Here is a 13,045-nt window from a genome sequence, read left to right as displayed (position 1 = left end):
ACATCTTGAAAGGAGTTCGTCATGAATCCTCTCATACACACGTACTTGGTCCTACGAGCGGATGACGAGATTCGAACTCGCGACCCTCACCATGGCAAGGTGATGCTCTAGCCAGCTGAGCTACATCCGCAGTGCCGTCCCGACCGCGGTTTTCTGCGGCGTTTCAACGACTTGAAACGATAGCGCAGGTCTCGCCCGCTCGTCCAATCGGGCTCCGGAACCCCGTCCTCAGCCCGCTGGCCGGGCCTGCTCCCGGGAGTCCGCCGCGACCCCGCCGCGACCTCATCGAGGGCCCCGCCGCGACCTCATCGAGGGCTTCGCCCTCGGGCCGCGCCGCGAGCCGTGTCCGTGGGCAGTGGCAGACTGGAGCCGATGACACAGCCCAGCCTCGCGCACGCCACAGATCACGGCCGCATGTATTCACGTTCCATCGGCGGCTCCCCCGAGGTGCCCTCCATCACCACGGTGATCGGCCAGGAGCACAAGGACCTGACCGGCTGGGCCGGGCATATGGCCAGCGCGGAGCTCGCCGGAGATGTCCGGCTGGCCAGCGCCGTGGGCTCCCCCGCCGAGCTCAAGCGGCTGGCACGGCAGGCCTCCTCGGCCGCCGAGCGCTTCCGGGACGCCGCCGCCGCCCGGGGGGATCGAGTCCACCACTACGCCGAGCAGGTCGCGCTGGAGTCCCTGGGTCTGCGCCACGACGTCGGCGAGGCCCGCGCGGCGCTGGCCGAGCACCGTGAGATCGGCTTCGCCGATCGCTTCGACGAATGGTGGCGGCTCTACGGCGTGACCCCGCTCGCGGCGGAGGTGACCGTCTGGAACCACACGCTGGGCTATGCCGGCACGCTGGATCTCGTCGCGGACATCGGCGGACGCACCTGCATCATCGACTTCAAGACCAAGGGACTGACCCGTGACGGGCGGTCCAAGCCGCTGAGCGACTCGGTGGTGATGCAGCTGGTGGCCGGCATGCAGGCCGAGGAGATGCTGCTCGACGCCCGGTCCGGGGAGTGGAAGCCCTGGCCCTACGGCACCGACCCGGTCCTGCTGGCGGTGGCGGTCTCCGAGGCGGAGGTGGTGCCGAATCAGGCCAGTCCGGCAGTGTTGAAGGCTCACTGGCACAAGTTCTGGGCGCTGCGCCAGGTCTGGGAGCACAGCCGAGCCACCGAGTCTGCGGGGACCGCGCTGCGTCCGATCGCCCCGCCGCCGCTGCCCGCACCCGCCGGGGCTCAGGCTGAACAATGACAGAATGTCTCCCATGACTGTCCTGAGCATCCGCATGATCGGCGATCCCGTGCTGCGCACCCCGGCGGCACCCGTGACGGACCTGGACCTCCGCACGCAGGAGCTGATCGCCGACATGTTCGAGACCATGGACGCGGTCTCCGGCATCGGTCTGGCGGCTCCGCAGATCGGGGTGAGCCGCAGGATCTTCACCTTTGATGTGGCGGGAGACCGGGGTGCGGTGATCAACCCCGAGCTGACCCTGCTCGGTGAGCGCAGGCTCACCGCGCGCGAGCCGGAAAGCGGTGCGGCAGAGGGTGAGAACCTGCTCCGCGAGGGATGCCTCTCGGTGGCCGAGATCTACGCCCCGGTGCTGCGCCACCAAGAGGTGCTGCTCACCGGCACCGGAGCCGATGGCGCGCCGCTCCGACTCGAGGCCACCGGACTGCTCGCGGCGTGTTTCCAGCATGAGGTGGACCATCTCGACGGCCGGCTCTTCGTGGACCGGCTCACCGGCGAGGACAAGGCCGCCGCGGCACGCGCGCTGCGCTCCCGAGACTATGCCCAGGCCATCGATCAGACCCTCGGCTCCCGCAGAACCAGCCACAGCAGCTTCTTCGCCTCCTGAAAGGCCGATCCAGACTATGCAGCAGTTCACCGAAGACACGCTGGCCGCGGCGCGAGCCGAGACGCGCGGCACCGGTCCCGGCCCGGGACGGATCATCTTCGCCGGCACCCCGGAGATCGCCGCCACCGCGCTGCGGACGCTGCTGGGCTCCGGCGCCGAGGTGGCCGCAGTGCTCACCCGGCCCGATGCGCCGGTGGGACGACGGCGCAAGCTGACCCCCTCCCCGGTGGCGCAGGTCGCCGAGGAGGCCGGCATTCCAGTCATCAAGGCCGACCGGGTCGACGCCGAGGTCACCGCCGAGCTCACCGGCCTCGAGGCCACACTCGGCGTCGTCGTCGCCTACGGTGCGCTTCTGCCGACGCCCGCACTTGAAGCCCCCGCCCGCGGCTGGGTGAACCTGCACTACTCCCAGCTGCCGCTGCACCGCGGCGCCGCGCCGGTGCCACACACGATGCTCGCCGGAGCGACCGAGACCGCCGCCACGGTGTTCCAGCTCGAACGCGGGATGGACACCGGGCCGATCCATGGCACCTGCAGCTACCAGATCGCCGAGGCCAGCTCCGCCGGCACGGTCCTGGAGGAGCTCACGGCGCTGGGGGCCTCCCTGCTCGTGGTGCTGCTCCCGGACCTGCTCGCCGGTCGCTCCACCGCTCAGGAGCAGGTGGGGGACCCCAGCTACGCGCCGAAGCTCACCTCCGAGGACGCCTTCATCGATCCCCGCCATCCGGCCGCGGAGCTGGTCCACCGGATCAACGCGACCATCCCGGAGCCCGGCGCCTGGACGCTGAGCGGGGACCAGCGGATCAAGCTCGGCGTCGCACGGCTCTACCGCCCCGAGCCGCCGGCCGACTCGACCTCGGACCAGCTCCGGGCCAGCGATCCGGCCCTCCCCGAGACGCGCGTCGAGGTCGGAGCGGTGCGCCAGCTCGACCCCGAGCACCCCGGTGCCGGACCATTGATCGGGTTCCGCGCCGGCGACGGCGCCGATGTGGTGCTCACCAGCGTGCAGCCCTCCGGCAAGCAGATGCTCAACGCCGCCGACTGGTACCGCGGCCTGCAGGAGACCGTGCTCCTGGGCGGCCCGGAGCATCAACGACCTGAGCAGGTCCCTCACGAATCGACCCGGGCCCATCCCGCACCGACCGAGGCCGCCGCCCCCGCCGCCGCACCCGGCACCCCCAGCACTCCCCCGACCCCGATGGAAGACCGCACCCGATGAGCCCCAGCGCCCGAGACGCCAGCCAGCCGCCCAGCCGCCGCAACGAGAAGGGCCGGGAACGCAACCGGGGCGGAAAGAGCACCGCAGGTCCGGGCCAGCAGGGTCAGGGCCAGCCAGGTCAGGGGAAGTCGGGCAGCAATGCCTCGACACGCAGCTTCAGCGCCGCCGCTCCGGCGCAGCGCAAACGTCGTGCGGACCCGGCACGGCTCACCGCGTTCACCGTGCTGCGCGCGGTCAGCCGCGACGACGCCTACGCCAACCTGACCCTGCCGGCCGAGATCAGCCGGAAACGCCTGGACAAGCGCGACGCCGGCTTCGCCACCGAGCTCACCTACGGCACCCTGCGCGGCACCGGCACCTATGACGCGATCCTCGCCGCCTGCGTGGATCGTCCGCTGGGCGAGCTCGACGCCCCGGTCCTCGACGCGCTGCGCCTGGGAGCTCACCAGCTGTTGAACATGCGGGTGGAGACCCACGCCGCAGTGGACGAGACCGTGGCCCTGGTGCGCGCCGAGATCGGGGCCGGCCCCAGCGGACTGGTCAATGCCGTGCTGCGCAAGGTCAGCGCCAAGACCCTGACCGAGTGGACCGAGCAGCTCGCCCGCGATCGGAAGCTCAGCGCGGACGACGCGCTCGCGCTGACCCATGCCCATCCCGCCTGGGTGGTGCGCGCGCTGCGCCAGTCACTGCGCCTGCATGGCCGCGGCGACGAGCTGGAGGCGCTGCTGCGCGCCGACAACGCCGCCCCCGAGGTCCACCTGGTGGAGCTTCCCGGGACCAGCCCGGTCGAGGGCGCCCGGCTGCGCAGCGCCCAGGAGGCCGGTGCCGTGGCCTCCAGCGCGCTGACCGGAGCCGCGATCTTCCGCGGCGGCGACATCGCCCGTCTGCCCGGCACCCGCGAGGGTCAGCTGCGGGTCCAGGACATCGGCTCCCAGTGGGTCACCCGGGCGCTGGCCGCTGCGGAGCTCCCCGATCAGGGCGAGGCCGCAGAGCGCTGGCTCGACCTGTGCGCCGGACCGGGCGGCAAGGCCGCGCTGCTGGCCGCCCTGGCCGCCCAGCGCGGTGCCACGGTGCTCGCCAACGAGCCTGCGGCACACCGTGCCAAGCTGGTGACCCAGGCTCTGGAGCCCGTGGAGCACCAGGCCTGGACCGTGCGCACCGGCGATGGCCGCACCATCGCCGCGGAACCGGCCGGCACCGGCTTCCAGCGAATCCTGGTCGATGCCCCATGCACCGGCCTCGGCGCGCTGCGGCGCCGACCCGAGGCCCGCTGGCGGCGCACCCCCGGAGACCTCTCCGGTCTGACCGCGCTTCAGCAGGAGCTGCTCGACGCCGCCGTCGAGGCCCTGGCCCCGGGAGGGCTGCTGGCCTACGTCACCTGCTCCCCACATATGGCCGAGACCGTGATCCAGGTCGATGACCTGCTGCGCCGCCACCCGGAGCTGGAGCTGCGTGATGCCTACGAACCGATGCGCGCGGCCGCCCAGGACGCGGGCGCGCAGCTGCTGGGCGATGCGCCGAGAAGTGCTGTCAGCGAGACCGCCGCGCGCTGCGTGCAGCTCTGGCCGCATGTCCACGGCACCGACGCGATGTTCTTCGCCCTGCTCCAGCGCCCGGTGGGGGCGAAGCATGAATCGGTCTCGGCCGAGTCCGACGCCGTCGCGGAACCTCCCGCGGGTAGGATCGGCCTGTGATCAGCCCGCGCATCCACCCCAGCATCCTCAACGCCGACTTCGCGAACCTTGCCAGCGAACTGTCCCGGATCGATTCCGCCGATGCGGTGCATGTGGACGTCATGGACAACCATTTCGTGCCGAACCTGACCATCGGTCTGCCGGTGGTGAAATCGCTGCGCGCAGCCACCGGGCTGCCCATGGACATCCATCTGATGATCGAGGACCCAGACACCTGGGCGCCGCAGTACGCCGAGCTCGGCTGCGAGTCGGTGACCTTCCACGCGGAGGCGGCGCAGGCACCGATCCGGCTCGCCCGCGAGCTGCGCTCCCAAGGCTCCCGTTCGGCGATGGCGCTGAAGCCGGCCACCGGGATCGAACCGTATCTGGACATGCTCGGGGAGCTCGACATGCTGCTGCTGATGACGGTGGAACCAGGCTTCGGCGGCCAGAGCTTCCTGGACCTGATCCTGCCGAAGATCCGGCGCGCCCGCCAGGCCGTGGACGACCTGGGTGGGACCGTGGCGCTGCAGGTCGACGGCGGCATCAGCACCGAGACGATCCAGCGCGCCGCGGAGGCGGGCGCGGACACCTTCGTCGCCGGTTCAGCGGTCTACTCGGCCGAGGATGCCGCCGCCGCGATCGCGCAGCTGCGCCGACTCGCCAGCTGACCCGGCGGGTGACGGCCCGCGAGCTCAGCTGCCGATGATTCCTCGGAGCTCGCGACGCGAGTGGATCTCCAGCTTCGTCATCGCATTGGCGACGTGGTATTCGACCGTGCGCACCGAGAGCACCAGCTGCCCCGCGATCTCGCGGTTCGTCAGGCCCTCCGAGGCCAGCAGCGAGACCTGCCGCTCGCGTCGGGAGAGACCGTGCAGCGCCTGTTCGGCGCGCAGGCTCAGCGCCGGCTCCGAGGGCGCCACCGGACCTGCGGCGGCCCGCGCGACTCGCCGGGCCTCGGCGCCCCGCGGCCCGACCGGGGGCACGGCGCCGGACGCTCCCCCACCCGAGGCCGTCGTGGCAGGCCAGGCCGAGGCCGCCGCTGACCCTGCGAGGCCGGACCTGCCGGCAGGATCCGGTGTCGGTGGCCCCTGCGACCTGGTGTGCCCGGATCCCGCCGCAGCGGGTCCTGGGCCGCCGGCTGCGGCGGCTCCGGAGCTGCGCGGCGGCTCGGCGAGGAGCCGCGGACGCAGCGTCTCCATCAGCTGATTGGCACGCTCCAGCTGCGCCTCCGCGCCGCAGGACTGCAGCACCGAGGCCGCCCACACGGCCAGTTCCAGGGCCGTGGCCCGATGCCGGGTCAGCTCCTGCGGGTAGGCCGTGGTCAGGGTCGCGATGTCGATGCTGAGCATGGCCCGGAAGATCCTGAAACCGCCACCCTCCCCGGGAGGCTGGGTGGGTCGGATGGCCTCCGCCGCGTCGTAGCCGCGCAGGACCTCCAGGAAGCTGTTCATCGCCTCCACCGGGGCGCCCGCGCCCCACCGTTCAAAGGCCCGCAGGAACGGGGTGGTCAGATGGTGTTGGAAGTCCACGATGCCCGACTCACCCTCGGCGCTGCGCAGCAGGGCGGGCAGCATCGCGGACCACCCGCTCACGTGCAGCGCCCGGGCCAGCATGCTCACCGCCTGCGGCTCCATCGCCCACCATGCGGTGCCGTCGTTGCGCATGCTCAACAGGTTCCGTGCGACTCCGCGGAAATCGCCCTGAGAGGCCGCCAGGGAGGCCTCCACCCAGTCGATGGTGCCGGTGGCCAGCGGCCCCTTCGCAAACTGGCTCTCATGGAGCACGTTCAGCCGCTGCCGGACCTTCTCGATCTCCCCGCGTGCGGCGGGGACCACGGCCGAGACGGCGCAGGCCACATGGGAGACGGCGTTCTCGCCGCGCGCCAGGCCCTCCCCGGCCGCGCGATCGGCCATCTGCTGCGCCTCCTCCCAGTACGCCGAGCTGAACAGCAGCAGCGCCAGCTGGGACCGGGCATACATCACGTAGCTGCTGGTGCCGTCCTGCGCGGCGGCGACGCTGAGGTCCCGATACGCGCGGTCCATCCGGCCGACCTGCCGGTGCAGCCCGCCGCGCACCGCGTGCATCGCCCCTTCGAAACGCTCGACGCCGGCCCGGCCGCGCAGCTGCCCCAGCGCCGCCGAGACGTGGTCGATCATCGCGGCGGCGTCCGCGGGATCCTCCGCCGAGAGCCCCATCCAGAGCTGGTTCAGCGCCTCCATGCCCTGCAGCTGGCCCAGGTCCCAGATGTCCCCGACCAGGTCCAGGCCATCGGTTCGACTCAGGATCTCGCCGAGCGCCGTGGAGACCCGTGTTGCCAGCGCGGCGACCCGTTGGCGGCGCGCGGCAGCGTAGAGCCGGGCATTGACCTCGATGACGGCCTCGGCGTAGACCGGCAGTCCCCGGTCCGGAGACGCGGTGACCGATTCGAGCTCCTGAAGTGCGGCGTCGACATCGGAATGTTCCAACATGATCAGCGCCAGGATCCCGGAGCGGCAGGTCGACTCGGGCATCGCGCGCATCACGGGTTCCAGCGCCAGCAGGGCCGAGACCCGGTTGGTCCGCACGGCCAGCCCGGCGAGCAGGTCCAGGGACTCCACGTCCTCGAGGGCCATCGAGACGGCGGCCATGACGTGATCGAAGGCCTCATGGAAGTCCTGGCGCCTGGCGGCCTGCCGGGCGTAGCCGTGCAGCGCATCGATGACCTCTTCCCGGCCCCCCAGCGACGGGTCCCGTCGCAGGGCCTCGGCGCGATGACGCACCGACTCCTCCCCCTCCAGCACTCCGGCCAGAGCCAGCAGCAGCTGGGCCTGCTCGACCTCTGTGGTGCCGCTGAGCACGGCTCGGCTCAGCGAACGGCGCGGCACCGCGTAGCGGCCCGTGAGCTCCTCCCAGCTGAGCAGCGCGGTGCCCAACAGTGCGGCCGGGTCCACGGCTGCCCCCAGCGCGGATTCAAGCTGCGGACGACTCAACGAGGTGTCGGCGGCGGCCAGCAGTGCGACGGCGCGACGGTCGACCTCGCTGAGCCCGCTCATCTGGGTCACCACGTCGCGGTGCATCCCGCTGTAGTCCGAGGACCGCACCGTGGCGGCCAGCGCCTGGTCGATGCTGCGGGTGCCGGCGGGGACCCGCCGGAGCCAGCGCCCCACCTGCTCCACCAGGCCCGGGTAGCCGTCGGTCTCACGCAGCACCTGGGCCGCCACCGAGGTGGCGATCGGCAGCTCGGCGTAGGCCTCGAGCAGCTCACCGACCTCTCGCAGCGGCAGCGGCTGCAGGCTGATGTAGGTCCCGCGCGGACTGGCCTGAGCGAGCCTGATGAGCCGCTGCACCTCAGGTCGCACCGAACCCTGGGTGCTGAGCACCACCAGCACCGGTCCGTTCTGGAAGATGCTCAGTCCGCGCCAGAGCGCCTCGGCGGAGACCTCGTCGATGAGATGAAGGTTCTTCACGCTCACCAGGTAGGGCCGCTGCAGGTTCTGCGCGGCGTCGAAGCCGCTGGACAGGAGGTCCTCCAACTCGGTGGGCCCGGTGAAGCCGGTGCCCAGGAGATGCCGGATCCCCGATTTCGCGCGGTGGCTGAAGGATTCATCCAGCAGGATCGTGCGCTCGTTCCACTCCGAATAGGGCTCCATCGCCTGGTGCACCAGACGGGTCTTCCCGGAGCCGGTGAAGCCCTCGATGACCACGAACTGCGCCTTGCCCATCTGCGCGCGATCAGCCGCCCGGCGGATCAGTTCGATCTCCTCGCGTCTGCCCACGAAAGGGTCACTGGGGTGCACCGTGAGCTCCTTAGCTGCTGGACCAGATTCTCGGAACTCTACCGGCCCGTATCTTCTACTGGGTTTCCCAGGTCAGACTACGTGGTTTTATGACATCTGCGCGGTGCGGTCTCGCAGGGAGCGTGTAATGGAAGGGCCTCCTCGGAGGCACAGGTGGTCCGGAGAGAAAGTTCAGGGGGTTCTCTCCGGACCATCAGTGCGTCCGGGGCCGTTGCCTGAGCTCTCCCGCGAGGGGAGCCCCTCCGTGAGGGCCGTGCGTCTTGCACCGCACGGCCCTCACGGACCGGCGCGGGCTGAACCAGCCCTGCAGACGAGAAGACCGGTGGCGCTCTCAACCTTCCCCAGAAGAGAGCACCACCGGTACAGCCCTCAGTCTAGCGGAATCCGAATCTGGGCTGCACCACGGTTGCACCTGAACTTGAAGGTCCGTGGAGCTCCTCCCGGCGCAGCTCCGCGATCGCGTTCTCGAAGTCCTGCAGCGAGTCGAAGCCGCGATACACCGAGGCGAAGCGCATATAGGCGACCACGTCCAGGCGACGCAGCGGTCCGAGGATGGCAAGCCCGACGTCGTTGGCGTCAACCTCGGCGTTGCCGGCTGCGCGGATGTTCTCCTCGACCTCCTGGGCCAGCACGGCGAGGTCGTCGTTGGAGACCGGCCTTCCCTGACAGGCCTTGCGGACCCCGTTGATCACCTTGGACCGGTCGAAGGGCTCGGCGGCGCCGGAGCGTTTGATCACGTTCAGGCTTGTGGTCTCCATCGTGGTGAACCGCTTGGAGCACTGCGGACACTGCCGACGTCGGCGGATCCCGGAGCCGTCGTCGAGCATGCGGGAGTCGACGACCCGCGAGGAGTCATGGCGGCAGTAGGGGCAGTACATGCTTCAAGTCTACCCACCACATATAGTGCGCTTCAAATCTTGAACCACAAGATGTTGTGACTCCCGGGCTTTCGGCGTGGAGCGTGGACCAGGTATGGCCCCGAACTCAGAGCTCCAGGCAGCCGGGGCCGAGCAGCACCTTGAGATCTCCGAAGAGCGCCGGCGAGGGGCTGACCTGGTACTCGTGGCCCAGCCGAAGCAGTTCGATCTTGTCTCCGGAGAGCAGCCGCACATGCACGTCGGAGTTTCCCCGGTGCGCCCGCAGGGCCCGTCCCAGCTCCAGCACCAGGTGTTCCGAGGCTCGCTGGGCGGAGACCGAGACGACCACGGGGCCGGCGTTGCCGTCCTCGTTGATCTCCGGGACGGTCACGTCCATGGCCTTGAGCGTGACGCTGCCGTCCTCGCGCCGATCGATCTGGCCCTTCACCGAGACCACCAGGTCCTCGGCCAGGATCATCGAGACCGCCTGATAGGTCTTGCCGAAGAACATCACCTCGATGGTCCCGGCCATGTCTTCGATCTCGGCCCGCGCGTAGGGGTTCCCGGAGGACTTCGCCACTCGGCGCTGCAGCGAGGTGATCATGCCGGCGATGGTGATCCCGGCGCCGTCGGCCGGGCCGTCCTCGCCCATCACCGAGGAGATCGAGCGATCCGCGTGGTGCGCCAGGATCCGCTCCAGGCCTTGGAGCGGGTGGTCGGAGACGTAGAGGCCGAGCATCTCGCGCTCGAAGGAGAGCTTGTCCATCTTCTCCCACTCGGGCAGGTCCGGGACGCTGACCGAGAGCGAGTCGCCGAGCTCCATGTCGGCGCTGCCGAAGAGGTCGGTCTCATAGGCCTGGGAGCCCTTCTTCTCCGAGATCGCCTGGTCGATGGCCTGTTCGTGGATGGTCACCAGCGCCCGCCGGGTGTGCCCGAGCTCGTCGAACCCGCCCGCCTTGATCAGCGATTCGATGGTGCGTTTATTGCAGACCTGCATCGGGACCTTCTTGAGGAAGTCCGCGAAGGTCTCATAGCGGCCCTTCTCCTCGCGTGCCGAGACCATGCCGGCGACCACGTTGGAGCCGACGTTGCGCACCGCGCCCATGCCGAAGCGGATGGTGTCGTCGCCGACCGGGGTGAAGGTCAGCGCGGACTCGTTGATGCTCGGGGAGGTCACGGTGACCCCCATCCGGCGGCACTCGGAGAGGTAGAGCGCGAGCTTGTCGCGGTTCTCCCCCACCGAGGTGAGCAGGGCGGCAAGGTATTCGGCCTGGTAGTTCGCCTTGAGGTAGGCGGTCCAATACGCGATCAGCCCGTAGGCGGCGGTGTGGGCCTTGTTGAAGGCGTAGTCGGAGAACGGCAGCAGGACATCCCACAGGGCCTTGATCGCAGCGGCGGAGTATCCGTGAGCCTCCATGCCGCCGGAGAAGTTCACGTACTGCTTGTCCAGCTCGGACTTCTTCTTCTTGCCCATGGCGCGGCGCAGGATGTCGGCCTGGCCCAGGGAGTAGCCGGCGACCTTCTGCGCGATGGCCATGACCTGCTCCTGATACACGATCAGCCCGTGGGTGGTGCCCAGGATCTCGCTCAGCGGCTCCTCCAGCTCCGGGTGGATCGGGCTGACCTCCTGGTGCCCGTTCTTGCGCAGCGCGTAGTTGGTGTGCGAGTTCGCGCCCATGGGCCCCGGACGGTAGAGCGCCAGGGCGGCGGAGATGTCTTCGAAGTTGTCCGGGCGCATCAGGCGCAGCAGGGAGCGCATGCCGCCGCCGTCGAGCTGGAAGACCCCGAGCGTGTCGCCGCGGGCCAGCAGGTCGTAGGCGGCCCGGTCGGTGAGCTCGAGGTTCTCGAGGTCGATCGTGATCCCCTTGTTGAGCGCGATGTTCTCCAGGCAGTCGGAGATGATCGTGAGGTTGCGCAGACCCAGGAAGTCCATCTTGATCAGACCCAGGTTTTCGCAGATCGGGTAGTCGAACTGCGTGATGATCGCGCCATCCTGCTCGCGCTTCATGATCGGGATGATGTCGATCAGCGGGTCGCTGGACATGATCACGCCCGCCGCGTGCACGCCCCACTGCCGCTTGAGCCCCTCCAGGCCCGAGGCCAGGTTGAAGATCTCGGTCATCCGCGGGTCCGCATCGACGTACTCGCGCATCTCAGCGGCCTCGGAGTACCGCGAGGACTTGGGGTCGTAGATGTCACCCAGCGGCATCGGCTTGCCCATGGCGTCGGGCGGCATCTTCTTGCTCAGCTGGTCGCCGATGGCGAAGGGCTCACCCATGACCCGGGCGGAGTCCTTCAGCGCCTGCTTGGACTTGATCGTGCCGTAGGTGACGATCATGGCCACGCGCTCGTCGCCATACTTGTTGACCACGTACTGGATGACCTCGGAGCGGCGCCGATCATCGAAGTCGACGTCGAAGTCGGGCATGGAGACGCGGTCCGGGTTCAGGAAGCGCTCGAAGATCAGCCCGTGCTGCAGCGGGTTGAGGTCGGTGATGCGCATCGCGAAGGCGACCATCGAGCCGGGACCGGAGCCGCGGCCGGGTCCCACTCGGATGCCCTGCTCCTTGGCCCAGGTGATGAAGTCGGCCACGACCAGGAAGTAGCCGGGGAAGCCCATCTGGGTGATGACGCCGATCTCGTACTCGGCCTGCTTGCGGACCTCGTCCGGGATGCCGTTTGGGAACCGGTAGTGCAGCCCCTTCTCCACCTCCTGGATGAACCAGGATTCCTCGGACTCGCCGTCGGGCACCGGGAATCGGGGCATATAGGAGGCGGACTCGTTGAACTCGACCTGGCAGCGCTCGGCGATGGCCAGCGTGTTGTCGCAGGCGTCGGGGAAGTCGCGGAAGAGGTCGCGCATCTCTGCGGCGGACTTCAGGTAGAACTCCTCGGAGCCGAACTTGAACCGGTTCGGATCATCGAGGGTGGAGTTCGACTGCACGCACAGCAGCGCCCCGTGGGCCTTGTGGTCATGCTGGTGGGTGTAGTGCAGGTCGTTCGTGGCGACCATCGGCATGTTCAGCTCGCGGGCGAGCTTGATCAGGTCCGCCTTGACCTTGCGCTCGATGTCGAGGCCGTGGTCCATCAGCTCGCAGTAGAAGTTCTCCCTCCCGAAGAGGTCCTGGTACTCCCCTGCGGCCTTCTTCGCCTCCTCGTACTGGCCCAGGTGCAGCCGGGTCTGGATCTCTCCGGAGGGGCAGCCGGTGGTGGCGATGATGCCCTTGCCGTAGGTCTGCAGCAGCTCCCGGTCCATGCGCGGCTTGTAGAAGTAGCCCTCCAGCGAGGCCAGCGAGCCCATCCGGAACAGGTTGTGCATCCCGGTGGTGTTCTCCGCCCACATGGTCATATGCGTGTAGGCGCCGCCGCCGGAGACGTCCTTCTCCCCGATGACGCCGTCGCCCCACTTCACTCGGGTGCGGTCGGAGCGGTGCGTGCCGGGAGACAGGTAGGCCTCGAGCCCGATGATCGGCTTCACGTCGTAGTTCTGGGCGGTCTTCCAGAACTCGTAGGCGCCGAAGAGGAAGCCGTGGTCGGTGGTGGCCACGGCGGGCATGCCGAGCTTCTGGGTCTGCTCGAAGAGCTCGCCGATCTTCGCGGCGCCGTCGAGCATCGAGTACTCGGTGTGGTTGTGCAGGTGGACGAAATCGCCGGTGGTCGCCATG

Annotated in this window: 8 protein-coding genes and 1 tRNA gene; 5 read left to right on the top strand and 4 right to left on the bottom strand. The window is 69.4% G+C overall.

What is annotated here, in order from left to right; all coding sequences use genetic code 11:
* Positions 1 to 56 precede the first annotated feature (56 nt).
* A tRNA-Gly gene (locus I2487_RS05605) sits at positions 57 to 130 on the bottom strand.
* Between the two features lie 242 nt (positions 131 to 372).
* Here I2487_RS05605 and I2487_RS05600 point away from each other — a divergent pair.
* Genes I2487_RS05600 through rpe form a run of 5 tightly spaced genes read left to right on the top strand, consistent with a single transcriptional unit; the run spans position 373 to position 5,415 of the window.
* Entirely contained in the window at positions 373 to 1,245 is an 873-nt protein-coding gene (locus I2487_RS05600; protein WP_207170991.1) for a PD-(D/E)XK nuclease family protein, read from the top strand.
* Positions 1,246 to 1,258: 13 nt separating this feature from the next.
* A complete protein-coding gene (gene def, locus I2487_RS05595; protein WP_207170990.1) occupies positions 1,259 to 1,852 on the top strand; it encodes a peptide deformylase in 594 nt (197 codons plus the stop codon).
* 16 nt (positions 1,853 to 1,868) lie between these two features.
* Entirely contained in the window at positions 1,869 to 3,071 is a 1,203-nt protein-coding gene (locus I2487_RS05590; RefSeq protein WP_207170989.1) for a methionyl-tRNA formyltransferase, read from the top strand.
* Positions 3,068 to 4,765 (top strand): RsmB/NOP family class I SAM-dependent RNA methyltransferase, encoded by a 1,698-nt coding sequence (locus tag I2487_RS05585; protein ID WP_207170988.1) that lies wholly within the window; start codon positions 3,068 to 3,070, stop codon positions 4,763 to 4,765. The genes I2487_RS05590 and I2487_RS05585 overlap by 4 nt, the downstream gene beginning before the upstream one ends.
* Positions 4,762 to 5,415, top strand: coding sequence for a ribulose-phosphate 3-epimerase (gene rpe / locus I2487_RS05580; RefSeq protein WP_207170987.1), 654 nt, complete (start codon positions 4,762 to 4,764; stop codon positions 5,413 to 5,415). The genes I2487_RS05585 and rpe overlap by 4 nt, the downstream gene beginning before the upstream one ends.
* A 24-nt stretch (positions 5,416 to 5,439) precedes the next feature.
* Here the strand turns inward: rpe and I2487_RS15710 are convergent, their stop codons facing one another.
* The 3 genes from I2487_RS15710 to dnaE all read right to left on the bottom strand — a co-directional run bounded on the left by I2487_RS15710 (position 5,440) and on the right by dnaE (position 13,044).
* Positions 5,440 to 8,523 carry a LuxR C-terminal-related transcriptional regulator gene (locus I2487_RS15710; RefSeq protein WP_207173015.1) on the bottom strand — a complete coding sequence of 1,028 codons (3,084 nt, stop codon included), beginning with the start codon at positions 8,521 to 8,523 and terminating at the stop codon, positions 5,440 to 5,442.
* Between the two features lie 374 nt (positions 8,524 to 8,897).
* Complete coding sequence (nrdR, locus tag I2487_RS05570; RefSeq protein WP_036474922.1) at positions 8,898 to 9,401, bottom strand: transcriptional regulator NrdR; 504 nt, start codon at positions 9,399 to 9,401, stop codon at positions 8,898 to 8,900.
* 106 nt (positions 9,402 to 9,507) lie between these two features.
* Entirely contained in the window at positions 9,508 to 13,044 is a 3,537-nt protein-coding gene (gene dnaE / locus I2487_RS05565; RefSeq protein ID WP_207170961.1) for a DNA polymerase III subunit alpha, read from the bottom strand.
* Position 13,045: the final 1 nt, after the last annotated feature.

The sequence above is a fragment of the Nesterenkonia sp. E16_10 genome (assembly GCF_017347085.1).
In the GTDB taxonomy this organism is placed as follows: Bacteria; Actinomycetota; Actinomycetes; order Actinomycetales; family Micrococcaceae; genus Nesterenkonia.
The sequence above is the reverse complement of the archived record's forward strand: the minus strand, read 5'-3'. Positions and strand labels throughout refer to the sequence as shown.